The organism is Pseudomonas sp. PMCC200344, from assembly GCF_030053095.1.
Taxonomy (GTDB): Bacteria; Pseudomonadota; Gammaproteobacteria; order Pseudomonadales; family Pseudomonadaceae; genus Aquipseudomonas; species Aquipseudomonas svalbardensis.
This window is the reverse complement of sequence record NZ_CP125618.1, coordinates 1,851,672-1,877,112: the sequence shown is the minus strand read 5'-3', so window position 1 is coordinate 1,877,112 and position 25,441 is coordinate 1,851,672. Positions and strand designations below refer to the sequence as shown.

At 60.0% G+C, this 25,441-nt stretch carries 27 protein-coding genes and 1 pseudogene; 4 read left to right on the top strand and 24 right to left on the bottom strand.

The window, feature by feature from the left end; all coding sequences use genetic code 11:
• Window positions 1–112 precede the first annotated feature (112 nt).
• Together QFW87_RS08415 and QFW87_RS08410 are read left to right on the top strand one after the other, a co-directional pair.
• Window positions 113–586 (top strand): annotated as a pseudogene (locus tag QFW87_RS08415) (LysR family transcriptional regulator); the annotation flags it as partial.
• A 119-nt stretch (window positions 587–705) separates the two neighbouring features.
• Window positions 706–1,173, top strand: a complete 468-nt coding sequence (locus QFW87_RS08410; protein ID WP_283190257.1) for a helix-turn-helix domain-containing protein — start codon at window positions 706–708, stop codon at window positions 1,171–1,173.
• Between the two features lie 220 nt (window positions 1,174–1,393).
• Here QFW87_RS08410 and QFW87_RS08405 read toward each other — a convergent pair whose 3' ends face one another.
• The 10 genes from QFW87_RS08405 to ccmA all read right to left on the bottom strand — a co-directional run bounded on the left by QFW87_RS08405 (window position 1,394) and on the right by ccmA (window position 8,781).
• Window positions 1,394–1,798, bottom strand: a complete 405-nt coding sequence (locus QFW87_RS08405; protein WP_283183588.1) for a hypothetical protein — start codon at window positions 1,796–1,798, stop codon at window positions 1,394–1,396.
• Between the two features lie 14 nt (window positions 1,799–1,812).
• A complete protein-coding gene (gene ccmI / locus QFW87_RS08400; RefSeq protein WP_283183587.1) occupies window positions 1,813–3,015 on the bottom strand; it encodes a c-type cytochrome biogenesis protein CcmI in 1,203 nt (400 codons plus the stop codon).
• On the bottom strand, window positions 3,008–3,481 hold the full coding sequence (locus QFW87_RS08395; RefSeq protein WP_283190256.1) for a cytochrome c-type biogenesis protein CcmH: 474 nt from the start codon (window positions 3,479–3,481) through the stop codon (window positions 3,008–3,010). The genes ccmI and QFW87_RS08395 overlap by 8 nt, the downstream gene beginning before the upstream one ends.
• Window positions 3,478–4,014, bottom strand: coding sequence for a DsbE family thiol:disulfide interchange protein (locus tag QFW87_RS08390; protein ID WP_283190255.1), 537 nt, complete (start codon window positions 4,012–4,014; stop codon window positions 3,478–3,480). Before QFW87_RS08390 ends, QFW87_RS08395 begins: the two co-directional genes overlap by 4 nt.
• Complete coding sequence (locus QFW87_RS08385; RefSeq protein WP_283190254.1) at window positions 4,011–5,999, bottom strand: heme lyase CcmF/NrfE family subunit; 1,989 nt, start codon at window positions 5,997–5,999, stop codon at window positions 4,011–4,013. The genes QFW87_RS08390 and QFW87_RS08385 overlap by 4 nt, the downstream gene beginning before the upstream one ends.
• 3 nt (window positions 6,000–6,002) lie before the next feature.
• The gene (gene ccmE, locus QFW87_RS08380; RefSeq protein WP_283183583.1) at window positions 6,003–6,458 is read right to left on the bottom strand and encodes a cytochrome c maturation protein CcmE; all 456 of its coding nucleotides are present in this window, start codon (window positions 6,456–6,458) and stop codon (window positions 6,003–6,005) included.
• Entirely contained in the window at window positions 6,455–6,631 is a 177-nt protein-coding gene (gene ccmD / locus QFW87_RS08375) for a heme exporter protein CcmD (RefSeq protein ID WP_007894243.1), read from the bottom strand. The genes ccmE and ccmD overlap by 4 nt, the downstream gene beginning before the upstream one ends.
• Window positions 6,628–7,383, bottom strand: a complete 756-nt coding sequence (locus QFW87_RS08370; RefSeq protein WP_283183582.1) for a heme ABC transporter permease — start codon at window positions 7,381–7,383, stop codon at window positions 6,628–6,630. Before QFW87_RS08370 ends, ccmD begins: the two co-directional genes overlap by 4 nt.
• Before the next feature lie 97 nt (window positions 7,384–7,480).
• Entirely contained in the window at window positions 7,481–8,149 is a 669-nt protein-coding gene (gene ccmB / locus QFW87_RS08365; RefSeq protein WP_008155797.1) for a heme exporter protein CcmB, read from the bottom strand.
• A complete protein-coding gene (ccmA, locus tag QFW87_RS08360) occupies window positions 8,146–8,781 on the bottom strand; it encodes a cytochrome c biogenesis heme-transporting ATPase CcmA (RefSeq protein ID WP_007894233.1) in 636 nt (211 codons plus the stop codon). Before ccmA ends, ccmB begins: the two co-directional genes overlap by 4 nt.
• 197 nt (window positions 8,782–8,978) lie before the next feature.
• On the opposite strand from ccmA, the gene QFW87_RS08355 reads away from it, so the two are divergent.
• Entirely contained in the window at window positions 8,979–10,553 is a 1,575-nt protein-coding gene (locus QFW87_RS08355; RefSeq protein ID WP_283190253.1) for a flagellar hook-length control protein FliK, read from the top strand.
• Window positions 10,550–10,879 (top strand): EscU/YscU/HrcU family type III secretion system export apparatus switch protein, encoded by a 330-nt coding sequence (locus QFW87_RS08350; RefSeq protein WP_283190252.1) that lies wholly within the window; start codon window positions 10,550–10,552, stop codon window positions 10,877–10,879. The genes QFW87_RS08355 and QFW87_RS08350 overlap by 4 nt, the downstream gene beginning before the upstream one ends.
• A gap of 134 nt (window positions 10,880–11,013) precedes the next feature.
• On the opposite strand, the gene QFW87_RS08345 is transcribed toward QFW87_RS08350, so the two are convergent.
• From QFW87_RS08345 to flhA, 14 genes are all read right to left on the bottom strand, one after another.
• Window positions 11,014–11,406 carry a DUF2802 domain-containing protein gene (locus tag QFW87_RS08345; RefSeq protein ID WP_283183579.1) on the bottom strand — a complete coding sequence of 131 codons (393 nt, stop codon included), beginning with the start codon at window positions 11,404–11,406 and terminating at the stop codon, window positions 11,014–11,016.
• Window positions 11,407–11,892: a chemotaxis protein CheW gene (locus tag QFW87_RS08340; RefSeq protein ID WP_007946765.1), complete on the bottom strand. Its 486-nt coding sequence runs from the start codon at window positions 11,890–11,892 to the stop codon at window positions 11,407–11,409.
• Window positions 11,893–11,965: 73 nt separating this feature from the next.
• A complete protein-coding gene (locus QFW87_RS08335; protein WP_283190251.1) occupies window positions 11,966–12,850 on the bottom strand; it encodes a CheW domain-containing protein in 885 nt (294 codons plus the stop codon).
• A gap of 1 nt (window position 12,851) precedes the next feature.
• Complete coding sequence (locus QFW87_RS08330; protein ID WP_283183577.1) at window positions 12,852–13,640, bottom strand: ParA family protein; 789 nt, start codon at window positions 13,638–13,640, stop codon at window positions 12,852–12,854.
• A 43-nt stretch (window positions 13,641–13,683) separates the two neighbouring features.
• Window positions 13,684–14,574, bottom strand: a complete 891-nt coding sequence (motD, locus tag QFW87_RS08325) for a flagellar motor protein MotD (protein ID WP_283190250.1) — start codon at window positions 14,572–14,574, stop codon at window positions 13,684–13,686.
• Window positions 14,575–14,589: 15 nt separating this feature from the next.
• Entirely contained in the window at window positions 14,590–15,330 is a 741-nt protein-coding gene (locus QFW87_RS08320; RefSeq protein WP_283183575.1) for a flagellar motor protein, read from the bottom strand.
• Entirely contained in the window at window positions 15,330–16,460 is a 1,131-nt protein-coding gene (locus QFW87_RS08315; RefSeq protein ID WP_283183574.1) for a chemotaxis response regulator protein-glutamate methylesterase, read from the bottom strand. The genes QFW87_RS08320 and QFW87_RS08315 overlap by 1 nt, the downstream gene beginning before the upstream one ends.
• Window positions 16,461–16,509: 49 nt before the next feature.
• Window positions 16,510–18,756 carry a chemotaxis protein CheA gene (locus QFW87_RS08310; protein ID WP_283190249.1) on the bottom strand — a complete coding sequence of 749 codons (2,247 nt, stop codon included), beginning with the start codon at window positions 18,754–18,756 and terminating at the stop codon, window positions 16,510–16,512.
• A 14-nt stretch (window positions 18,757–18,770) separates the two neighbouring features.
• Window positions 18,771–19,559: a protein phosphatase CheZ gene (locus tag QFW87_RS08305; protein WP_046046370.1), complete on the bottom strand. Its 789-nt coding sequence runs from the start codon at window positions 19,557–19,559 to the stop codon at window positions 18,771–18,773.
• A 30-nt stretch (window positions 19,560–19,589) separates the two neighbouring features.
• Window positions 19,590–19,961, bottom strand: a complete 372-nt coding sequence (locus tag QFW87_RS08300) for a chemotaxis response regulator CheY (RefSeq protein ID WP_003183998.1) — start codon at window positions 19,959–19,961, stop codon at window positions 19,590–19,592.
• Window positions 19,962–20,128: 167 nt separating this feature from the next.
• Window positions 20,129–20,869 (bottom strand): RNA polymerase sigma factor FliA, encoded by a 741-nt coding sequence (gene fliA / locus QFW87_RS08295; protein WP_007894214.1) that lies wholly within the window; start codon window positions 20,867–20,869, stop codon window positions 20,129–20,131.
• The gene (fleN, locus tag QFW87_RS08290) at window positions 20,866–21,696 is read right to left on the bottom strand and encodes a flagellar synthesis regulator FleN (protein WP_008001746.1); all 831 of its coding nucleotides are present in this window, start codon (window positions 21,694–21,696) and stop codon (window positions 20,866–20,868) included. The genes fliA and fleN overlap by 4 nt, the downstream gene beginning before the upstream one ends.
• 116 nt (window positions 21,697–21,812) lie before the next feature.
• On the bottom strand, window positions 21,813–23,141 hold the full coding sequence (gene flhF, locus QFW87_RS08285) for a flagellar biosynthesis protein FlhF (protein ID WP_008155822.1): 1,329 nt from the start codon (window positions 23,139–23,141) through the stop codon (window positions 21,813–21,815).
• 11 nt (window positions 23,142–23,152) lie between these two features.
• Window positions 23,153–25,282, bottom strand: coding sequence for a flagellar biosynthesis protein FlhA (gene flhA, locus QFW87_RS08280; protein ID WP_283183571.1), 2,130 nt, complete (start codon window positions 25,280–25,282; stop codon window positions 23,153–23,155).
• Window positions 25,283–25,441 lie beyond the last annotated feature (159 nt).

Genomic DNA, 25,441 nt, shown 5'->3' with positions numbered 1-25,441 from the left:
TGTGGGAGCTGGCTTGCTCGCGAAGACGGACTGACATTCACCATTGATGTCGACTGATACACCGCTTTCGCGAGCAAGCCCGCTTGTGTCTTGCGCAGGAATTAGACTGAGGATGGACCGCCTCGCCGCAATGGAAACCTTCGTCTATGTGGTGGAAACCGGCTCGTTTTCCGCCGCCCGGCGCTTGAATATCGGCCAGCCCGCCGTCTCGAAAGCCATCGCGCAATTGGAGGCGCGTCTCGCGGTCAGCCTGCTGTTGCGCTCGACCCGAGTCCTGACACCCACCGAAGCTGGTCTGGCCTTTTTCGAACGGTCCAAGCGTGCCATCGAAGAAGCGGACGAGGCCGACAACGCCGCTCGCGTTGCCGCCAGCGGCCTGAGCGGTAACCTACGGATCTGTGCCGCCGTGACCTTCGGCCGGCTGCCTATCGTTCCGCACCTCGGGCCTTTCCTTGATCAGAACCCGGACCTGAACATCGATTTGATGCTGGGCGATCGCAACGTCAACCTGGTGGAAGAAGGCGTCGACATCGCCCTACGGATGGGCGCCCAGAGCGACTCCGGCCTCACCGCCCGCAAGATCGCGAGTATGTGCAGGGGTTGCTGATAAAAGAGGTCTGATATTTCGATTATTTCGTTTATTGCGATTTTCGATTAATTCGAATAGCCTGCCAACTTCGATTACTCAGAATATTGGAAACCGCCATGTCGCCTGTCATCCACCCGCCGATTACCTTGCCTATGGAGCGCGAAGTACAAGCTGCCATCGAGGGGCAGCGCGCCTTGGCGGCCTATCTTGCGACTCAATTTGAAACTCAGCACATCCAGATTTTCGACGAGCAGAATGAAGCTCACACTGTCGAATTGCCCACCTCAGCCCTCAGGTTGCTGGTCGACATTCTGGCTGAGCTAGCAGCGGGCAACGCCGTCAAAGTGGTCCCGGTTCACGCTGAGTTGACCACCCAGGAAGCCGCCGACCTGCTTAACGTCTCACGCCCGCACCTGATCAAACTGCTGGAATCCGGCGAGTTGTCCTACCACAAAACCGGCAAGCACCGACGTGTGCGCGTTGCCGATTTGATGGACTATAAAAACCGGCGCGACACTGCCAGCGAGCAAGCAATGACGCTTCTCGCCGAGCAGGCACAAGCGTTAAGGACAGGATACGAGTGAGGCAATCCTCTTTTACCGCTGTATATGACGCATGTGTTCTGTACCCCGCGCCCCTGAGCTACACAATCAAGATCAAAAGATCGCAGGCTTCGCCAGCTCCTACCTTTATCGAGTACACCCGCCGGTCATTGTCGTACACGATCCTGTAGGAGCTGGCGAAGCCTGCGATCTTTTCAGACTCCAGAAAGCAAAACGGCGATCCTTAGATCGCCGTTTCTGTTTACTGCCCGAATTGCCGTCCCAACCCGCCTGGCACGCCTTGGATGTCTGTCTCTTCCCATGGCCCGTTGGGGCTGATCGACCGGCTCCAGCCGTTGTTCCAGCGATAGTACGTGCGCTGGCGGTAGAAAGTGTTGGTCTGATCATCGAGAACGTACACGCCGAGTTTGGCGTCCCAATGGCTGTTGCCACCCGGTGGCGGCGCGAAGCTGGCGGAGGTGCGTGGCAGCGGTTTGGCGGGCTTGGCCGGGATGCTCGGCTTGCCCGGTGTCGGTGTCGGGGACGGCGTCGGACGCGGCTGCGACGGCGGGATCGGTGGCAGCCGTTCAGGCTGCTGCGGTTGGACCACACAAGCGCTTAACCCCAAAACCATACTGAGCAGGGTGATACGTGCGATGGCGGTCATAGTGGCGTTTCCTGTCATTTGTCCGGGCTGTCGATGGTCAGTGTTTGCTGCGTCGTTGTGCTGCTGGCCAGAGGCTGGCTGCGGCCGATCCATTCGCCGGCAGTCGGTTTGCCGGCGCGGGAGATGCGCGCAACCAGTTGGACTTCAGGGAAGTTCGACAGTTTCAACTGCGGCATCATTGCGTCGGCATCGCCCAGCTCGACGGTCGCCGGCAAGTCGGCCACGGTCAGGCGCTTGGCGGCCAATGGCGCAGGAGGCCCTGCGGTGGCGCGGGCGAAGATGAATACGCTGTCGCCCGGCTGGACTTTGGCTTTCAGCTCTGGTGCCAGATCCACGCGCACCTTGAGCAGTGCCGCAACCTTGGCGGCGGGCGCCTGGGCAACCTTGCCGCCGCTGGCTTCGAGTTTCTCGGTGGCCCGAGTGATGCCGCCTTGCAGCGCGGCGCGGGAACTGTCCTCCGGTGGCAGTTGCACCAGCAGGCGATTCCAGTAGTCGATGGCGTCCTGATAACGCTGACTTTCAAAGGCAGCAATACCGAGCAAGCCAAGGCTGGTGACTTCTTTCGGATCGGCTTTGAGTGCTTCGTCGGTCAGCGCCTGAACCTTGTCCGACCACTTTTTGCCGTCGGCGAAGTACTGGGCCTGCGCCCATTGACCCAACAGCTCCGGCTGACGACCAGCCAGATTCACCGTGCGCTCGAAGATCTTCGCCGCATCGCCAGGGCGATCCTGAGCCATGTACGTGCGACCGAGGAAATACAGGCCTTCAGCCGAATCCGGCTGAGCCGCGACCGCACGCTCCAGACGACGGGTCATCTCTTCCATCGACTGCGGCGCCTGGGAGAATTCGCGGGTCAGTTCGACCTTGTCGCTTGCCCCAAAATGCAGATAAAGGCCAAGACCCAGCACCGGCACCAGAATCGCCGCCAGCAAGGGCCACGGTTTGCCCAGGCGGGACACGCGTGGCGCCTCGACGCCTTCGGTGTCGGCGAGCAACTCACGGGCGGCTTCGGCGCGACCGGTGTCCATTTGCGCGGCATCGAGAACGCCCTCTTCCTGCTGAGTCTGCAACTCAGCCACGCGCTCCTGATACAGCGCGACGTTCAGGGCCGTACGATCTTCCTCAAGCTGGGCGCGACGACCACGCAGAACGGGAATCAGCAGAAAACTCAGGGCAACCAGAAGTAGCAGACCTGCAGCGAGCCAGAAATCAATCATTCTTGGTTTTATCCAACAGGTGGTCGAGGCGCTCACGCTCCTCGGCAGAGAGCTCATCCTTGGGGTCAGCGCGTTGCACGCGACGACGGCGGACGATCACGGCGATGATCACAAAACCGCCCAGCAGCAGGCCGGCTGGGCCGAACCAGAGCACAGCAGTCTTGGCGTTCAGAGCAGGTTTGTAGCGAACGAAATCACCGTAGCGGTCGACCATAAAGTCGATGATCTGCTGATTGTCCTTGCCCTCGCCGAGCATGCGAAAAATCTCTTTGCGCAGGTCGGCGGCGATCGGTGCATTGGAATCGGCAATGTCCTGATTCTGACACTTGGGGCAACGCAGCTCTTTGGTCAGCTCGCGAAAACGCTCGCGATCACCTTCTTTGGCGAATTCGTAGGTGTCGATGGCCGCGTGCGCCACACCGACCATGCTCAAACCCAATACCGCGGCGGCTATCCAGCGCTTCATGGCTTGGCCTCATCGACCAGCGCCTGATACTTGGCCGCCAGTTTTTCGCGCCAGACCTGTTCGTCGATCACGCCAACGAATTTGTCGCGGATGATGCCCTTGGCATCAATGAAGAAGGTTTCCGGCGCACCGTAAACACCGAGATTCAGACCCAATGTGCCTGCGTCGTCACGGATATCCAGCTGGTACGGATTGTGGAACTCGTCCAGCCACTTCAACGCATCCGCGTTGACGTCCTTGTAGTTGATGCCGTAGATCACCACACCCTGCTTCGCCAGTTTGTTCAGCACCGGGTGCTCGACCCGGCAAGAGATGCACCAGGTGCCCCAGACGTTAACCAGCGCTGGTTTACCCAGAATGTCGGCCCTGGTCAGGGTCTTGTCACCCTGCACGGCCGGCAGGGAAAACTCCGGGAATGGCTTGTCGATCATCGCCGAGGGTAACTCGGCCGGGTTCAAGAACAGACCGCGATAAAGGAAAACAGCCACCACCAGAAAAATCACCAGTGGCAACAGCATCAACCAACGTCTCATGCCGTGGCTCCCGTCATGCCCAGTGCGTCACGCACGCGGCTTTTCACCTTGACCCGGTAACGGCGATCGAATGCCGCCAGCAACCCGCCCAAACCGGTGAGCAGACCACCGAACCAGATCCAGCGTACGAACGGTTTAACGTGGACGCGAACGGCCCAGGCGCCATCGCCCAACGGTTCGCCGAGTGCGACGTAGAGGTCGCGGGTGAAACCGGCGTCGATCCCGGCTTCGGTCATCACCGAGTTCTGCACGGTGTAGAGGCGTTTTTCCGGGTGCAGCACGCTGATTTCCTTGCCGTTGCGGATCACCCGAACGGTGCCCTTGTCGGACGTGAAGTTCGGGCCTTCGAAATGCTTGGCGCCTTCGAACACGAACTGGTAACCGCCCAGGTCCATGGACTCGCCCGGCGCCAGGCGCAGGTCGCGCTCGGCACTGTTCTGACTCGACAGCACGACGCCGAGGGCACACACGGCAATGCCGAGGTGAGCGACCTGCATGCCCCAATAACTGCGGGTCAGAGTCGGCAGGCCTTTGATCAGGCCTTTGTGGCGAGTCTTGTCGAAGATGTCACGCACACCGGCCAGCAACACCCAGGCGGCGAGCATGAACGTCGCAATCACTGCCCAATTGAAATCGCCATAAGCGACACCGGCGACCACGGCCAGCGCGGCGCTGCCGAGCAACACCGGGGTCAGCATGCTCAACAGCCATTTGACCGGGGTGTCTTTCCAGCGCACCAGCATGCCGACCGCCATCACCATCATCAGCAAGGCCATCAACGGAATGAACAGTGCGTTGAAGTACGGCGGGCCGACCGACAGCTTGGCGCCGGTCATCGCATCGAGAATCAGCGGATACAACGTGCCCAGCAGAATCATCGACGCCGCCACCACCAGCACCAGGTTGTTACCCAGCAGCAGGGTTTCCCGGGACCAGAGGTTGAAGCCCACGTGGCTCTTCACCACGGGAGCGCGCAGGGCAAACAGCGTCAGCGAGCCACCGACCACAAACAGCAGGAAGATCAGAATGAACACACCCCGTTCAGGGTCGGACGCAAAGGCGTGAACCGAGGTCAGCACACCGGAACGCACAAGGAAGGTCCCCAGCAAGCTCAACGAGAACGCGGCGATGGCCAGCAACACGGTCCAACTCTTGAACACGCCACGTTTTTCCGTGACCGCCAACGAGTGAATCAACGCCGTACCCACCAGCCATGGCATGAAGGAGGCGTTTTCCACCGGGTCCCAGAACCACCAGCCGCCCCAGCCGAGTTCGTAGTACGCCCACCATGAACCAAGGGTGATACCAATACCGAGGAAGGCCCAGGCGACGATGGTCCACGGACGGGACCAGCGAGCCCACGCCGCATCAAGACGACCGCCCAGCAGTGCAGCGATAGCGAAAGCGAAGGCCACGGAGAAACCGACATAGCCCATGTACAGCATCGGCGGATGAACGATCAGGCCGATGTCTTGCAGCAGTGGGTTGAGATCACGACCGTCCGCAGGAATCTGCGGCAGGATCCGTGCAAACGGGTTGGACGTGAGGATCAAGAACAACAGGAAACCAGTGCTGATCATGCCCATCACCGCCAGCACGCGAGCCAGCATCACTTGCGGCAACTGCCGGGAGAACACCGACACCGCGAAGGTCCAGCCGCCGAGGATCAACGCCCACAGCAGCAATGACCCTTCGTGAGCGCCCCACACCGCGCTGAACTTGTAGTACCACGGCAACGCGCTGTTGGAGTTGCTGGCAACGTAGGCGACGGAGAAATCGTCGGCCATGAAGGCGTAAGTCAGGCAACCGAAGGCGAACAGCAGAAACGCGAATTGCCCCCAAGCCGCTGGTTGAGCGAGGCTCATCCACAAACGGTCACCGCGCCAGGCACCGAACAACGGCACCACGGCCTGAACCAGCGCGAAACACAGCGCCAGAATCATGGCCAGGTGGCCGAGTTCAGGAATATAGAGTCCGGACGTCATCGATCAACCCTCCTTCGCGGGCGTTGGAGCAGATTGACCACTGTCTTTCAAAGCCTTGGTCACTTCTGGCGGCATGTACTTCTCGTCGTGCTTGGCCAGCACTTCATCGGCCACCACCACGCCGTCGGCGTTGAGTTTGCCCAGGGCAACGATGCCCTGCCCTTCGCGGAACAGGTCCGGAAGGATGCCGCGGTAGCTGATGGTCACGGATTTACTGAAGTCGGTGACGATGAATTTAACGTCCAGCGAATCGCCGGAACGTTGCAGCGAACCTTTCTCGACCATGCCGCCAGCGCGGATGCGCGTGTCTTGCGGGGCTTCGCCATTGGCGATCTGGGTCGGGGTGTAAAACAGATTGATGTTTTGCTGCAGGGCGCTCAGGGCCAGGCCGACGGCAGCGCCGACACCGACCAGGATCGCGAGAATGATGATAAGACGCTTTTTGCGCAGCGGATTCACTTGCCGTTCTCCCGGCGCAGACGACGCGCCTCTTGTTGCAGATACCGCTTGCGGGCCAGGATCGGCGCCGCCACGTTGAGGGCCAGCACCGCCAGGCTAATGCCATAGGCTGACCAGACATACAGGCCGTGATGGCCCATGGCGAGAAAGTCGCCGAATGAAGCGAAACTCATCGAGCGGCCTCCAGACTGTTCTGCACTTCGGCCTTGACCCAACTGGCGCGGGCTTCGCGCTTGAGCACTTCAAGACGCATGCGCAGCAGCAACACAGCGCCGAAGAAACAGTAGAAACCCACCACCGTCAGCAGCAGTGGCAACCACATCTCGGCGGGCATTGCCGGTTTTTCGGTGAGGGTGAAGGTCGCGCCCTGGTGCAGGGTATTCCACCACTCCACCGAGTATTTAATGATCGGGATGTTGATCACGCCAACAATCGCCAATACCGCGCAGGCCTTGGCGGCACTGTCACGATTGCTGATCGCGTTGCCCAGCGCAATAAGACCGAAGTACAGAAACAGCAGAATAAGCATGGACGTAAGTCGTGCATCCCAGACCCACCACGAACCCCAGGTCGGTTTGCCCCAGATCGCGCCGGTGACCAGCGCCACGGCGGTCATCCAGGCGCCAATGGGCGCCGCGCATTGCAGGGCGACGTCGGCCAGCTTCATCTTCCACACCAGCCCGACGATGCCGCACACAGCCAGCATCACGTAGATGGACTGGGCCAGCATGGCGGCCGGAACGTGGATATAAATGATGCGAAAGCTGTTGCCTTGCTGGTAGTCCGGCGGCGCGAAGGCCAGGCCCCACACTACACCAACGCTGATCAGCAGCAACGCCGCGACACTCAGCCACGGCAGCAGTTTGCCACTGATGCCGTAAAACCATTTGGGCGAGCCGAGCTTATGAAACCAAGTCCAGTTCATTACTGTTTCCATCACGGTTGCTGCTCGCCATCACGAGCAGCGAAGGGTCTGCCTTTCATTTAAAAGAAAGCGATCAAAAATTGATCAGACCTCATTATTATTCGCCGACGCTGATCTTCAGGCCAGCAGCTATTGCAAAAGGTGTCAGAGTTATCGCCAGGGCGGTCAGGCTACCAAGCCACAGGAGATAACCGGTCGCCGGCATTCCCTGCAATGCCGCCTGCAAGGCGCCACTGCCAAGAATCAATACCGGGATGTACAACGGTAGAATCAGCAGCGCCAGCAACAGGCCACCGCGCTTCAATCCCACCGTCAGGGCTGCGCCCACCGCACCGAGCAGGCTCAGCACCGGTGTACCCAGCAACAACGAAAGCAGCAACACCGGCAGACAGGCGGTTGGCAAACCGAGCATCAACGCCAGTAATGGAGCGAGCAAAACCAGTGCCAGGCCAGAGAAGGACCAGTGTGCCAGTACCTTGGCCAAAACCAGAAGAGGCAGGGGGTGCGACGAAAGGACCCACTGTTCAAGCGATCCGTCTTCGAAATCACTGCGGAAAAGCCCGTCCAGCGAGAGCAAAACCGATAAAAGGGCCGCGACCCAGACCAGTCCCGGAGACAAGGTTTGCAACAATTGAGACTCGGGTCCGACCGCCAACGGGAACAGGGAAACCACGATCGCGAAGAATACGAGCGGATTGGCCAACTCCGCCGGACGGCGGAACAACAATCGGGCTTCACGGGCGACCAACAGGCCGAAAACACTCATACGGCCCAGTTCCCCAGATCAATGTCGCGATAGCCGGCCGGCATCCGGGTCAACGTGTGGTGAGTGGTCAAGACCACCATGCCGCCGCGTTCGCAGTGTGCGGCCAGGTGTTCTTCGAGTTGCGCCACGCCTTGTTTGTCGAGCGCGGTGAATGGTTCATCGAGGATCCATAGCGGCGGGCTTTCCAGGTACAACCGCGCCAACGCGACCCGGCGTTGCTGCCCGGCAGACAGCGTATGGCAAGGAACATCCTCGAAACCGCGCAGTCCGACAGCCGTCAGCGCCTGCCAGATCGCCTCATGGGAGGCCGGTTGATGCAAGGCGCAAAGCCAGCTCAGGTTTTCTTCCGGCGTCAGCAAATCCTTGATCCCGGCGGCATGACCGATCCACAGCAGGTTGCGCGCCAGCTCAAAGCGTTGCTCGTTCAATGGCTGGCCGTTGAGCAACACCTGACCGGCAGTCGGCTGCATCAGACCGCAAAGCAGACGTAAAAGGCTGGTTTTGCCACTGCCGTTGGGGCCGCTGATTTGCAACATTTCGCCACTGGCCAGTCTCAATTCGAGATTTTCGAAGAGCAGCCGAAGGTCTCGCTCACAGGCGAGGGCAACGGTTTGCAGGACTGGACTGGTCAAGAGATCACGGGCCTTTTGGGTTCAAGTCGGCAGTGGAGCGGCCGTTAAAGATATGCAGGATAAATGCATTGGCGGCCCGTTCTAAGGAGCTGGATCAAGTATTTGAAATGTTTTCAGCGCCCCGGATACAACGGGGCGGCATTATACATGCCATGCCCTACTCTAAAGAGGGCAATTTCCTCAGGTTGTGACCGCGTATGACAGGCGAAATGAACATCCTCCCGCTACCGCAGACCACCCCCGCGACTTCGCGGCCTCTGGTGGTGAGTGGCGACCTGCTGAAGTTACTGACGCCGATGGAGGGCCTGATCACTGCAGGTCAGACCGCCAAGGCCGAAGTGCTGTCCCTCAAGCAGGCGGATCAGACCTTTCAACTGTTGCTCAAGGTCACCCTCGACAGCGGCCGTCAGACCACGGTCCAGGCTACCAGCACGCAACCACTGCCTCAGGGCACCAGCCTGGCGATCACCCAGCCATCGGCGGGTAATCTGGCCGTCACCGTGCAACAGGCCATCGCCTCCAGCGTTGCCACCCTCACCCGTATCGACACGGCGCAACTGCCCGTCGGCACCCTGCTTCAAGGCAAAGTACTGACCTCTCAGGTGTTGCCGCAGGTGCCAGGCCAGCCGACGGTGTTTCGCTCGATGGTGAGCTTGCTCAACACCGCGTTGAGCGGCAGCACCCTGAGCATCGACAGCCCGACGCCGCTGCGCATCGGCACTTTGCTGAGTGCGCTGGTGCAGGACACCCAGACATTGAAGTTCGTGCCATTGAGCAGCCGCCAGGAGCAATTGGCGGTGACCCAACAACTGGTCAACCAACAGAGCCGCCAAGGCTCGCTGGATGGCCTGCTCAAACTCCTGCAAAACCTGCCGTCCTCGAACCAGACGTCCAGTGATCTGCGTGCCGCCGTCGACAAGTTGCTCGCCGGCCTGCCCGATGTTCAACAACTCAGCACGCCAAAGGGGCTGGCCCAGGCACTGGCCAATAGCGGGCTGTTCCTTGAAGCCAAACTGCTCAGCGGTCATAACTCGACGCTGGCCCCGGACATGAAAGGCGATCTGCTCAAGCTGATCGCACAACTGACGCCAGGCCTGCCGGCCAACACCAATCTCAACGCGATCATTGCCGCCAACACACTGGCCCAGGCCATGCCGAACTACGTGCGCAGCGCCCTCGGCATGCTCGGCCAGGTCAGCGCCAAACCGCAGCCAACCAGCTTCCCGCTGCCCGAGCGCCTGTTACAGAGCATGGACGGCGAAGGCGATCTCGAGCACTTGCTGCGTTTGGCAGCAGCGGCGGTTTCGCGCCTGCAAAGCCATCAACTGTCGAGCCTGGAACAGACCGGCGTCACTGACGACGGACGGTTGATGAGTACCTGGCAACTGGAAATCCCGATGCGCAATCTGCAGGACATCGTGCCGTTGCAGGTCAAGTTCCAGCGCGAAGAAGCGCCCGAGAAAGAACAGCAAAACGAACGCCGCGACGAGCGCGAACCCAAACAACAACTGTGGCGAGTGGACCTGGCGTTCGACATGGAGCCATTAGGCCCGCTGCAGATTCAGGCACAACTGATCAAAGGCAGCCTGTCCAGCCAGCTGTGGGCCGAACGCCCGTACACCGCCAGCCTGATCGAAAGTCACCTGACCGAACTGCGTCAGCGGCTGCTGGCGTCCGGCCTGAATGTCGGCGATCTCGCTTGCCATCTCGGCACACCGCCACAAGGCCCTCAAACCCGTCTCGAACAACGCTGGGTCGACGAAACCGCATGAGAAACCCCAACACCCCGCGCCAAGCCATCGCCCTCAAATACGACGGCAGCCACGCCCCTACCCTCACGGCCAAAGGTGACGAAGCACTGGCCGAAGCCATTCTGAAGATTGCCCGCGATTATGAAGTGCCCATCTACGAAAACGCCGAGCTGGTGAAACTGCTGGCGCGGATGGAATTGGGGGAGAGTATTCCGGAGGAGTTGTATCGCACGATTGCCGAGATTATTGCGTTTGCGTGGAATTTGAAGGGTAAGTTTCCGGCGGGGCATGATCCGAATGCGGCGATGGTCGAGAAAGATATTACTGATCGCGGGGATGATTACTGAGGTTTCGAGGACGCCTTCGCGAGCAAGCCCGCTCCCACAGTGGATTGGCGGCGTTTACACATTCTGTGTCCACCACCGATCCACTGTGGGAGCGGGCTTGCTCGCGAATAGCGATCTCGGCTGAATCGCAACAATCAGTTCTTGTGCAACTTACTCATCAACTCCGCCTCAGCCTGGGTCAACCCGCAGGACTGAGTCAGTTCATCGACGCTCGCGCCCATACCGACCAGTTTTGCCGCCTGGGCAAACGACAGGCTCGACGGATCGCGCTGTTCCAGCTGAGCCAGTTTGTCTGGCAACGGGCCAATCACCGCGCGCAGTTCGTGCAGGTCTTCACCCATGCGCACGATGCCGCTCTGGTAGTCGTCGACACGCTTGCCCAGATCCTTGATGCGCTGATCGCGCAGCGCATCGCCCTGAGCCTGTTGCGCGGCGATCAGTCGTTGGCCTCGTATGTACGCCAGAAACATCGCCAGCGTGCCTGCCCAAAAGAGGAACAGGACAATGACCGCCACCTCAAGAATCAATCAGATGTTCTCCAGGTCCGACCATTCTTCTTCGCTCATCATCTTGTCCAGCTCGACCAGGATCAGCAGTTCGTTGTTCTTGTTGCATACGCCTTGAATGAACTTGGCGGATTCTTCGTTACCGACGTTCGGTGCGGTCTCGATTTCCGACTGACGCAGGTAAACCACTTCGGCCACGCTGTCGACCATGATCCCAACGACTTGCTTGTCGGCTTCGATGATGACGATACGGGTGTTGTCGCTGATCTCGGCATTCATCAGGCCGAAGCGCTGACGGGTGTCGATCACGGTGACCACGTTACCGCGCAGGTTGATGATGCCCAGCACGTAGCTCGGAGCACCCGGGACCGGGGCGATTTCGGTGTAACGCAAGACTTCCTGAACGCGCATCACGTTGATGCCGTAGGTTTCATTGTCCAGCTTGAAGGTTACCCATTGCAGGATCGGATCTTCGGAACCCTTTGCAGCCGTCGCCTTATCATTCATACCCTGACCCCTCGAAAAACCGCCCTAGCGGTGTGTGTTCTGTGCAGCGGCAGTGACTGCCGTCGCGTGTTTGTTATGTTGGTTTGTGAGTCGGCGTGGTGCCGCTCATGTGCTTTGCCCCACCGCTGGCGATCAACTCGGCCAGGGCGGAAACGTCCAGCAGCGCACACATGTGCTCAATCACCGTGCCGGCGAGCCATGGCCGCTGACCTCGATGACTTCTCCATTTGATTTCGTTCGGGTCCAGGCGCAACGAGCGGCTGACCTGATGCACCGCCAGCCCCCATTCGTAGCCCTGAACCGAAATAACGTATTGCAGGCCCTGGCGGAAATCGTCGCGGTAACGGTCGGGCATGACCCAACGCGCGGTGTCCAATACTTTCAGGTTGCCGGCCTGGCTCGGCAGGATCCCGAGGAACCACTCCGGTTGACCGAACAGCGGTGTCAGCTCGTGACCGGCCAAAGAATAAATCGAGCCCAGACACACCAGCGGCACGGCCAGGGTCAGCCCGGCGACATCGAACAACAGGCATTCGAATGGCTCGGCGGCCCAGGACGGGCGACCATCGATTTCCACTGGTGGTGGCGTGTTGCTCGGTGGCAGGTGGACGTCGACCACCGGTGGCACCAAGGCTTGCAGCAGCGGGGCGATGGTCGAGATCGGTGCGAGAACCGGCGCTGGTGCTTCGATCACGGCTACCGGTGCTTTCGCCACGGGCGCTGCTACCGGCGCGGCAACCACGGCGGGTTTCTGCGCATCGCGAGCCTGCTCTTCGAGCACCGCTGCCTGGAACTCGTCCAGCGCAGCTTCAACTTCGACCGCTTCAACAACCTCAACGATTTCAACCAGCGCTTCGATTTCCGGCGGCAACTCTTCAGTCGCCTCCATCAGCAAGCTGTCCAGATAAGACTGGAGAGCCAGTTGCGGGCGCGAGGTGGTTTTTACCGGGCGGTTCATCTCACGCCACCTGCGGAACAAGTTGTGCTGCCAGCAGATGCTTGAGCAACGCGCGATAAGCCAGCACCCCACGGCTCTTGCCGTCGAACTGTGAAGGCGTCACGCCGGCACGGCTGGCGTCACGCAAGCGCGTATCGACTGGAATGTAGCCCTGCCAGATTTCTTCCGGGTACTTGTCGCGCAATACCCGCAGCGTGCCGAGGGACGCCTGCGTGCGGCGGTCAAACAGGGTCGGCACGATGCTGAACGGCAGCGCCTGTTTACGCGAACGGTTGATCATCGCCAGGGTGTTGACCATGCGCTCCAGACCTTTGACCGCCAAGTGTTCGGTCTGCACCGGAATCACCAATTGCTGGCTCGCCGCCAAGGCATTGACCATCAGCAAGCCGAGCAACGGCGGGCTGTCGATCACGGCGTAATCGAAGTCCTGCCAAAGTTGCGCCAGGCTCTTGGCAATCACCAGGCCCAGGCCACTCTGACCCGGCGACTGCCGTTCCAGAGTCGCGAGTGCGGTGCTCGACGGCAACAGGGAAATACTCTCGTGGCTGGTGGGCAACAGCAACTGACCGGGCAGGCCTTGCGGCACACTGCCCTTATGCAGGAACAGGTCGTAGCTGCTGTGTTCCAGGCTGTCGGGGTCGTAACCGAAGTAGCTGGTCATGGAGCCATGGGGGTCGAGATCGACCACGACCACGCGCTTGCCCGCCTCGGCCAGTAAACCGGCTAAAGCGATAGAGGAAGTGGTTTTACCGACACCACCCTTTTGATTGGCGACTGCCCAGACTCTCATTCGGATTGTTCCTCCCGGTCGAAATGGTCGACCGAGAAATAGCTCAACGTATTAATGCGGGTGACGGAGAATTGACGGCACTCTCTCGTCCCGGCGACTTGACCGGGGTCGGTGCAGTTTGTGTGCCAGCACGCTTCAACGCAGCATCCGGTTTCGCATTGGTGGTTCCGGTACCCGTGAGGCTGCGGCGTACATCAAGATTTCGTGACACCACCAGCACCACCCGACGGTTACGCGCCCGGCCCTCGGCAGTCGCGTTGTTGGCCACTGGCTGGAACTCGCCGTAACCCACCGACGCCAGGCGACCGGGGTTTACACCCTGCATTGCCAGCATGCGCACGATGCTTGCCGAGCGGGCCGAGGACAGCTCCCAGTTGGTCGGGTATTGCGCGGTGCGGATCGGTTGATCGTCAGTGAAACCTTCGACGTGAATCGGGTTGTCGAACGGTTTCAGAATCGCGGCAACCTTGTCGATGATGTTGAACGCGATGTCGCTGGGCATGGCGTCGCCGCTGCCGAACAACAGGCTGGAATTGAGTTCGATCTCGACCCACAGCTCGTTGCCGCGAATGGTCATCTGGTTGGAGCTGATCAAGTCGCCAAACGCGGCGCTGATGTCGTCGGCGATGCTTTTGAGCGGATCGCTGGCACCCGCGATACCGGCGTCGACCTGCTCGGCGTCTTTAACCAGCGGCTTGGCCGGGGTCACGGTCTTCGGTCGCTCGTCGCCGATCGGGATCGGCTTGAGGGCGCGGTCGGAATCGGTAAACACCCCGATCAACGCTTCGGAAATGACCTTGTACTTGCCTTCGTTGATCGAAGAGATCGAGTACATCACCACGAAGAAAGCGAACAGCAACGTAATGAAGTCGGCGTATGAAACCAGCCAACGCTCATGGTTTACATGTTCTTCAGGTTGCCGACGACGAGCCATAGTCCATTACCCCCATCAATCCATGAAGCCCTGAAGCTTCAACTCAATAGAGCGAGGGTTTTCACCTTCGGCGATCGACAGAATGCCTTCCAACAACATTTCGCGATAACGCGACTGCCGCAAAGCGACGGACTTGAGTTTGGCGGCAATCGGCAGCAGCACCAGGTTGGCACTGGCCACGCCGTAGATGGTCGCGACGAAGGCCACGGCAATGCCGCTACCCAGTTGCGATGGATCGGCCAGGTTGCCCATCACGTGGATCAGGCCCATCACCGCACCGATGATGCCGATGGTCGGCGCGTAGCCACCCATGCTTTCGAAGACCTTGGCGGCTTCGATGTCGCGGCTTTCCTGAGTGTAGAAATCCACTTCCAGGATGCTGCGAATCGCTTCCGGCTCGGCGCCGTCCACCAGCAGTTGCAGACCTTTGCGCGAGTAGTTGTCAGGTTCGGCGTCGGCCACCCCTTCCAGACCCAGCAGGCCTTCCTTGCGTGCGGTCAGGCTCCAGTTGACGACGCGATCGACGCCACCGGCGAGGTCGATGCGTGGAGGGAACAGGATCCAGGCCAGTATCTGCATGGAGCGCTTGAAGGCGCTCATCGGTGACTGCAGCAGCGCCGCACCGACGGTTCCGCCGATAACGATCAACGCCGCCGGGCCGTTGGCCAAGGCGCCGAGGTGGCCGCCTTCAAGGTAGTTGCCGCCAATGATGGCGACGAACGCCATGATGATCCCGATGAGGCTTAAAACATCCATCAAATACAAGCCTCGACCAGATGCTTGCCGATATCGTCCAGCCCGTACACCGCGTCGGCGAGTTCGGCTTTGACGATGGCCATCGGCATGCCGTAGATCACGCAGCTGGCTTCATCCTGAGCCCAGATCGAGCTGCCGCCCTGCTTGAGCAGACGCGCGCCTTCGCGACCATCGGCGCCCATGCCGGTCAATACGACCGCCAAAACTTTGTCACCGTAAGACTTGGCCGCGGAACCAAAGGTGATGTCCACGCACGGCTTGTAGTTCAGACGTTCGTCGCCCGGGAGGATCTTCACCGCGCCACGGCCGTCGATCATCATTTGCTTGCCACCCGGCGCCAGCAGCGCCAGGCCCGGACGCAGGATGTCGCCATCCTCGGCTTCCTTGACGCTGATGCGGCAGAGCTTGTCCAGACGCTCGGCAAAGGCCTTGGTAAAGGCAGCTGGCATGTGCTGGATCAATACGATCGGTGCGGGGAAATTGGCCGGCAATTGGGTCAGAACCCGCTGCAGGGCAACCGGGCCGCCAGTGGACGTACCGATGGCGACCAGTTTGTAGGCTTTGCGTTTCGGCGTTGGCGACGACGAGGCTGGCGCGTACGTACGCGCCGGAATCGGAGCCGGTGCCGGACGCGCAGGCGCACTGCTGCCGTAGCTGCTGACGCTGGCAGGTGCAGGCGTCGGGGCGGGTGCGGCGACAGGTGCCGGAGCGCTGTAGGTGTTGGCGCGACGGTTACTGCGCGAGATGCTGAGAATCTTCTCGCACAGCAGTTGCTTGACCTTCTCCGGGTTACGGGAGATGTCTTCGAAATTTTTCGGCAGGAAATCCACCGCGCCAGCGTCCAGCGCGTCGAGGGTTACCCGAGCGCCTTCGTGGGTCAGCGAGGAGAACATCAACACCGGGGTCGGGCAGCGCTGCATGATGTGCCGCACTGCCGTGATGCCATCCATCATCGGCATCTCGTAATCCATGGTGATTACGTCTGGCTTGAGGGCCAGCGCCTGATCAATCGCCTCTTTTCCGTTGGTCGCCGTGCCGACGACCTGGATATTCGGATCCGCTGAAAGAATTTCCGAGACGCGGCGGCGGAAAAACCCCGAATCGTCCACCACCAGGACTTTAACTGCCATAAACACTCCGTTAGACGGAGCGAGGCTCAGTCGCCCCGCTCCACCAGAATCAAATACGCCGTGCGGCGTAACGCTTGAGCATGCTCGGAACATCGAGAATCAGCGCAATGCGGCCGTCACCGGTGATGGTGGCGCCGGACATGCCCGGGGTTCCCTGGAGCATTTTGCCCAATGGCTTGATGACCACTTCTTCCTGGCCCACCAGTTGATCGACGACGAAGCCGATCCGCTGAGTGCCCACCGAAAGGATCACCACATGGCCTTCGCGCTGCTCTTCATGAGCGGCGGAGCTGACCAGCCAGCGTTTGAGGTAGAACAATGGCAGCGCCTTGTCCCGCACGATCACCACTTCCTGGCCGTCCACCACGTTGGTGCGCGACAGGTCGAGGTGGAAGATCTCGTTGACGTTCACCAGCGGGAACGCAAACGCCTGGTTGCCCAGCATGACCATCAGCGTCGGCATGATCGCCAGGGTCAACGGGACCTTGATGACGATCTTCGAGCCCTTGCCCTTGGTCGAATAGATATTGATGGTGCCGTTGAGCTGGGCGATTTTGGTTTTCACCACGTCCATGCCCACGCCGCGTCCGGAGACATCGGAAATTTCGGTCTTGGTCGAGAAACCCGGCGCGAAGATCAGGTTGAAGCAATCGGTTTCGCTGAGGCGATCCGCTGCATCCTTGTCCATCAAGCCTTTCTTCACGGCAATGCCGCGCAGAACATCGGCGTCCATGCCCTTGCCGTCATCGGAAATCGACAGCAGGATGTGGTCGCCTTCCTGTTCAGCGGACAGGATCACCTTGCCGCTGCGAGGCTTGCCCATCGCTTCACGCTCGGCCGGCTCTTCAATACCGTGGTCGACCGAGTTGCGCACCAAGTGGACCAGCGGGTCGGCCAGGGCCTCGACGAGGTTCTTGTCGAGATCGGTTTCTTCGCCGACCAGTTCCAGGTTGATCTCTTTCTTGAGCTGGCGAGCCAGGTCGCGAACCAGACGCGGGAAGCGCCCGAAGACCTTCTTGATCGGTTGCATCCGGGTCTTCATGACCGCGGTTTGCAGGTCGGCCGTGACCACGTCGAGGTTCGACACGGCCTTGGACATGGCTTCGTCGCCGCTGTTGAGGCCCAGACGGACCAAACGGTTACGCACCAGTACCAACTCGCCGACCATGTTCATGATTTCGTCGAGACGCGCGGTATCGACCCGCACAGTGGTCTCTGCTTCGCTGGCCGGTTTTTCCGGTGGCGGCGCGGACGGAGCACGAGCCGGAGCCGGGGCAGCAGCGGCAGGCTTCGGCGCTTCGGCTTTAGGCTCGGGCGCTTTGGCAACGGGTTTCGGTGCAACAGCCTTGGCAATGGGCGCCGCAACCGAAGCGCTGGCGCCCGACGCGGTACCGACTTCAGTGAACTTGCCTTTGCCGTGCAATTCGTCGAGCAGCGATTCGAACTCGTGATCGGAGATCAGATCGCCCCCAGCCGCTTTAGCGGTGGGCGCAGCCGGGGCCGGCACCGCAGCAATGGCCGATTCCAGCGCATCAACGGCAAAGTTACCCTTGCCGTGCAGCTGATCGAGCAGTGCTTCGAACTCGTCGTCGGTGATATCGGAGCTGTCGCCTGCCGCTTTCGGGGCAGCCGGTGCGGCTGGCGCCGGGGCCACCGCATCGACGGCGAACTGGCCTTTACCGTGCAGTTGATCGAGCAACGACTCGAACTCGGCATCGGTAATTTCGTCGCTGCCCGCTGCATTGCTGCTCGGCGCTGGCACAGCCGCCGGGGCTTCTGCCTGAGCCTTGACGGCGTTCAGCGAGTCCAGCAGTTGTTCGAATTCGTTATCGGTGATGTCACCCGATTCGCTCTCGGCGGCAGGTTCTTCCACCACCTCGGCGACCGGTGCCGTTTCATCGGCGGTTTGCGGCTCGGCCAGACGGGCCAGAGCTGCCAGCAGTTCAGGCGTGGCAGCCGTGATCGGGCTGCGCTCGCGGACTTCGGTAAACATGCCGTTCACCGCATCCAGCGCTTCGAGAACCACGTCCATCAGTTCCGAGTCGACGCGACGTTCACCCTTGCGCAGGATGTCGAACACGTTCTCGGCGATGTGACAGCACTCCACCAGCTCGTTGAGCTGGAGGAAGCCGGCGCCTCCTTTTACAGTGTGAAAACCGCGAAAAATTGCATTGAGCAAGTCCGCATCATCAGGTCGGCTTTCAAGCTCGACCAGCTGTTCGGACAGTTGCTCTAGAATCTCGCCGGCCTCAACCAGGAAATCCTGAAGGATCTCTTCATCGGCGCCGAAGCTCATGTGTAGGGGTGCTCCTAGAATCCAAGGCTGGAAAGCAAATCGTCTACATCGTCCTGACCGGACACAACGTCTTCTCTTTTATCGGCATGAATCTGCGGACCTTCACCCTGAGAGAGATGTTTTTGCGGATCTTTTTCTGCCAGCATCGCTTCACGGTCATGTTCGATGCCCGCAAAGCGGTCCACCTGACTGGCCATAAGCACGAGCTTGAGCAGGTTGCTTTCAACTTCGGTGACCAATTGGGTCACGCGCTTGATCACCTGACCGGTGAGGTCCTGGTAATCCTGAGCGAGCAGAATGTCGTTGAGGTTGCTCGACACAACGCGATTGTCTTCGCTGCTGCGTGTCAGGAAACCGTCGACTCGCCGGGCCAGCTCGCGGAACTCTTCAGCCCCGACTTCGCGACGCATGAACCGTCCCCAGTCGGTGCTCAAGGCCTGGGCTTCGTTGCTCAGGCCGTTGACCAGCGGCGTGGCGTTTTCCACCAGGTCCATGGTGCGGTTGGCAGCAGCCTCGGTCAGCTTGACCACATAACCCAGACGCTCGGTGGCATCCGTGATCTGCGAGACTTCCTCGGCTTGCGGCATGTGCGGGTCAATCTGGAAATTGACGATCGCGCTATGCAGCTCGCGAGTGAGCTTGCCCACTTCCTGATACAGCCCACGGTCACGGGTCTGATTGAGCTCATGGATCAGTTGCACAGCGTCGCCGAACCTGCCTTTTTCAAGGCTTTCGACCAGTTCGACCGCGTGTTTTTTCAGAGTCGATTCAAAATCGCCCTGTGAAGACTCGTTATGCTCCATAGCTCCCCCGTGGCGCAGTGGCTTCGCACATCAACCGATGCGTTCGAAAATCTTCTCGATTTTTTCTTTTAACGCCTGGGCCGTGAAAGGCTTGACCACATAGCCGTTAACACCGGCCTGGGCTGCCTCGATGATCTGCTCGCGCTTGGCTTCAGCGGTCACCATCAGCACCGGCAGGTGCTTGAGCTTTTCATCGGCACGCACGTGGCGCAGCAGATCGATACCGGTCATGCCAGGCATGTTCCAGTCTGTTACCAGAAAGTCGATGCTGCCGCTGTTGAGAACCGGAATGGCAGTAGTGCCATCGTCGGCCTCGACCGTGTTGGTGAACCCAAGGTCACGCAACAGGTTTTTAATGATCCGCCGCATCGTTGAGAAGTCATCAACGATGAGGATTTTCATGTTCTTGTCCAATTCGACCTCCAAGCAGTCTTAAACGCGCCCAGCACCTGGACGCGCCATTTCAATCAATCCGGCAAAGCACTCAGTGACTGTCTGGAGCACAACAGATCGGGACCGGTACGGTTCAACACCCCACCAGCCGCGTTCGCAGTGTCCCCACACTGCCTTCAGCGCGCTCGCCACTCCCCCAAACGCCCCCGCAAACGGGCCGCGCACTGGCTGTGTAACTGGCTGACCCGAGATTCGCTGACCCCCAGGACCTCACCGATTTCCTTGAGATTCAACTCTTCGTCGTAGTACAGCGCCAACACCAGTCGCTCACGCTCCGGCAAATTGGCAATCGCGTCCGCCAGCGCTGCCTGGAAGCGTTCATCTTCCAGATCGCGCGACGGCTCCAGATGAGCACTGGCGCCATCCTCGTGCAGCCCTTCGTGTTCGCCGTCCTGCAACAGATCGTCGAAACTGAATAAGCGGCTGCCCAGGGTGTCGTTCAAAATCCCGTAATAATCGTCGAGACTCAATTGGAGTTCGGCCGCAACCTCGTGATCTTTAGCGTCACGGCCGGTTTTAGCTTCAATCGAGCGAATGGCGTCGCTGACCATCCGGGTATTGCGGTGGACCGAACGTGGCGCCCAGTCCCCCTTGCGTACTTCATCGAGCATCGCGCCACGGATTCGAATGCCCGCGTACGTCTCGAAACTCGCGCCTTTGCTGGCGTCGTATTTGGTCGACACTTCAAGCAGGCCGATCATCCCGGCCTGGATCAGATCTTCCACCTGAACACTGGCTGGCAGACGCGCCAGCAAGTGGTAGGCAATGCGTTTAACCAGTGGCGCGTAACGCTCGATCAGCTCGTACTGCGCGTCACGTGCCGACTTCTTGTAGAGGTTGTAGCCACTGGCTGTCATAGCACGGGTCCTGCCGTTTGTTGCACGAGGCGCTCGACGAAAAACTCCAGGTGCCCACGCGGGTTGGCAGGCAGCGGCCAGGTATCGACCTTCTGTGCAATGGCCTTGAACGCCAGTGAGCACTTGGACCGCGGGAAGGCTTCGTAAACGGCGCGCTGCTTCTGCACAGCCTTGCGCACACTTTCGTCGTAAGGCACCGCGCCGACGTATTGTAAGGCGACGTCAAGGAAGCGATCCGTGACCTTGGTCAACTTGGCGAACAGGTTGCGACCTTCCTGCGGGCTCTGGGCCATGTTAGCCAGGACCCGGAAGCGGTTCATGCCGTAATCGCGGTTCAGCAGTTTGATCAGTGCGTAGGCATCTGTGATCGAGGTCGGTTCGTCGCAGACCACCAGCAAGACTTCTTGCGCTGCGCGAACGAAACTGACGACCGAGTCTCCAATGCCCGCAGCGGTGTCGATCACCAGCACGTCGAGGTTGTCGCCGATATCGCTGAACGCCTGGATCAGGCCGGCGTGTTGGGCCGGGCTCAAATGAACCATGCTCTGTGTGCCGGACGCGGCCGGGACGATGCGAATGCCGCCAGGGCCTTGCAACAGTACGTCGCGCAGCTCGCAGCGGCCTTCGATCACGTCGGCCAAAGTACGTTTGGGTGTCAGTCCCAGCAGGACGTCGACGTTCGCCAGCCCCAGATCGGCGTCCAACAGCATGACGCGCCGGCCGAGCTCAGCTAGAGCCAGGGACAAGTTCACTGACACGTTAGTCTTCCCGACGCCACCTTTGCCGCCGGTCACCGCGATCACCTGTACGGGATGCATGCTGCCCATGAATTTTCTTTACCTTGTCTTACTTAGACGGAGGCCACATTACTGGCTGCGCGTTCACTAACTGAACAATGCATGGCAGACCATCGATGTAGGTACAAAAACTGTTCATTAATACCTCAGCCGACCTGCTTGGTCGGGCTGTGGTAAATATCAGCGAACATGTCAGCCATGGCTTCTTCGCTGGGTTCTTCTTGCATTTGCACGCTGACGGCGCGACTGACCAACTGATGACGACGCGGTAGATGCAAATCATCCGGAATCCGCGGGCCATCGGTCAGGTAGGCCACCGGCAATTCATGACTGATGGCCAGGCTCAACACCTCGCCCAGACTTGCCGTTTCATCCAGTTTAGTCAGGATGCAGCCAGCGAGCCCACAACGCTTGTAACTGTGATAAGCGGCCGTTAGAACCTGTTTCTGGCTGGTGGTTGCCAACACCAGATAATTTTTTGATTTGATGCCACGACCAGCCAGGCTTTCGAGCTGCATGCGCAGTGCCGGATCGCTGGCCTGAAGGCCCGCGGTATCGATCAGCACCACGCGTTTGCGCAGCAAGGGCTCCAGCGCCTGCACCAGCGATTGGCCCGGATCGACATGCGTCACCGACACATTGAGGATCCGGCCCAACGTCTTGAGTTGTTCCTGAGCACCAATACGGTAGCTGTCCATGCTGACCAGCGCGATGTTCTGCGCGCCGTACTTGAGCACGTAACGGGCCGCGAGTTTGGCCAGGGTGGTGGTCTTGCCCATGCCGGCGGGGCCGACCATGGCAATCACGCCGCCCTCTTCCAAAGGCTCGACTTCCGGTGTGGCGATCATCCGCGCCAGGTGTGCCAGCAACATGCGCCAGGCCTGACGAGGTTCTTCAATATCGGTAATCAGCGCCAGCAAATCACGCGACAACGGGCCGGACAGACCGATGCGTTGCAGGCGACGCCAAAGATTGGCCTGGGCCGGACGGCTGCCTTGCAGCTGATTCCAGGCCAGGGAGCCGAGTTGCACTTCCATCAGTTCGCGCAGGCTGTTGAGTTCGAAACGCATCGAGTCGAACGCCCGTGGGTCGACGCCACCGGAGGCAGGTGCCGCAGCCGGTGCAGGACGACGGGGTTCGGTGTAGGTTGGCTCGATCAGCGGCTCGGCGGCGGTCAGTGGCAGGCCGGCGAACAATTGGCGATTGGTGGACTTATCGCTCTCGCCATCGCTGCGCAGGCTCAGTTCGGCCTGGGCGGTGACGATCCGCGATTGGGTCTTGCGCAGCTCGTCTTCGAGTTCCATGTTCGGAACGCGCGGGGCCAGCGCCGACAACTTGTAATCCAGGGCAGCCGTCAGCTCGACACCACCGGCGATCCGGCGGTTGCCAATGATGGCGGCATCAGCGCCCAGCTCATCACGAACCAGTTTCATGGCCTGACGCATATCGGCGGCGAAAAAACGCTTAACTTGCATAAACCACTACCTCAGCCGTTGGGCCCTACTGTCGCAACGATGGTCACTTGCTTGTTGTCAGGAATTTCCTGGTAAGCCAACACATGCAAACCCGGGACTGCCAATCGGCCGAATCGCGACAGCATCGCGCGAACCGGACCGGCTACCAACAGAATCACCGGTTGACCTTGCATTTCCTGACGCTGCGCCGCATCGATCAACGAGCGTTGCAGTTTCTCAGCCATGCTTGGCTCCAGCAGAACACCCTCTTCCGAGCCTTGTCCTGCCTTCTGAAGACTATTGAGCAATATTTGTTCCAACCTTGGCTCCAGGGTGATCACTGGCAGCTCGGAGTCAGTGCCTACAATGCTTTGGACGATTGCGCGGGATACGCCAACGCGAACCGCGGCCACCAGCGCGGCAGTATCTTGACTCTTGCTGGCATTGTTTGCGATGGCTTCGGCAATGCTGCGAATGTCCCGTACTGGCACCTGTTCGGCCAGCAACGCCTGCAATACTTTGAGCAGCTGCGACAGAGACACCACACCCGGCACCAGCTCTTCGGCCAGTTTTGGCGAGCTTTTGGCCAACAATTGCATGAGCTGCTGCACTTCTTCGTGACCGATCAACTCGCTCGAGTGTTTGTACAGAATCTGGTTCAAGTGGGTTGCCACTACCGTACTGGCATCGACCACGGTGTAACCGAGGGATTGCGCCTGGGCACGCTGGCTGACTTCGATCCAGACCGCCTCCAGACCGAAAGCCGGATCTTTGGCGGTAATGCCGCTGAGCGTACCGTAGACCTGCCCCGGGTTGATCGCCAGTTCGCGGTCCGGGTAAATCTCCGCTTCAGCCAGGATCACCCCCATCAGGGTCAGGCGGTAGGCGCTCGGCGCCAGGTCGAGGTTGTCACGGATATGCACGGTCGGCATCAGGAAGCCCAGATCCTGGGACAGCTTCTTGCGCACACCCTTGATCCGCGCCAGCAACTGACCACCCTGATTGCGGTCCACCAGCGGAATCAGCCGGTAGCCGACTTCCAGGCCGATCATGTCGATCGGAGTGACGTCATCCCAGCCAAGCTCCTTGGTTTCCTGAGCGCGAGCCGGCGATGGCAGCAGTTCCTGTTGACGCTTGACCTCCTGCAAAGCTTGAACCTTGACCACGTTCTGCTTCTTCCAGAACAGGTACGCGCCGCCGGCCGCCAGGGCCGCCATGCTGAGAAAGGAGAAGTGTGGCATGCCGGGCACCAGGCCCATGACCGCCATAATACCCGCCGCCACTGCCAACGCTTTCGGCGAGGCGAACATCTGGCGATTGATCTGTTTGCCCATGTCTTCCGAGCCGGACGCACGAGTCACCATGATCGCTGCGGCAGTCGACAACAGCAGTGATGGCAATTGCGCCACCAAACCGTCACCGATGGTCAACAAGGCGTACACCCGACCGGCATCGCCGAAGGTCATGCCGTGCTGGAAGATACCGACCGCCATGCCGCCGATCAGGTTGATGAACAGAATCAGCAGGCCGGCAATGGCGTCACCGCGAACGAACTTGCTGGCACCGTCCATGGAACCGTAGAACTCCGCCTCTTGGGCGACTTCCGAACGACGGGCCTTGGCCTGAGCCTGATCGATCAGACCAGCGTTGAGGTCGGCGTCGATCGCCATTTGTTTACCGGGCATCGCATCGAGGGTGAAACGCGCACTCACCTCGGAAATCCGCCCGGCACCCTTGGTCACCACGACGAAGTTGATGATCATCAAAATCGCGAAGACGACGATACCGACCACGTAGTTACCGCCGATCACCACCTCGCCGAAGGCCTGGATCACCTTACCGGCGGAGGCGTGACCGTCCTGACCGTGGAGCATCACCACCCGCGTGGAGGCCACGTTCAACGCCAGCCGCAGTAGCGTCGCCACCAGTAGAATGGTCGGAAACACCGCGAAATCCAGCGGTCGCAAGGCATAAACGCAGACCAGCAACACCACGATCGACAAGGCAATGTTGAAGGTGAAGAACACGTCCAGCAGGAACGGCGGGATCGGCAACATCATCATCGCCAGCATGACCAGCAGCAGCAACGGCACACCCAGATTGCCCCGACTTAAGTCGGCAACGTTTGTGCGAGCACTGTTGAGTAACTGAGAGCGATCCACCGGTATTCCCCGTTCCTTGAAGCAAACTTTTTGACGCCGAAAGCGGGCGCGGGACGGGTACTGCAAGAAGCCTTCCAACTTTTGCGGAGGCGGGGAATAGAGGGATTTATTGAGCTTTTGTAGCAGCTGTCGAGCGTTCGAGGCGGGATCGCGCTCGAC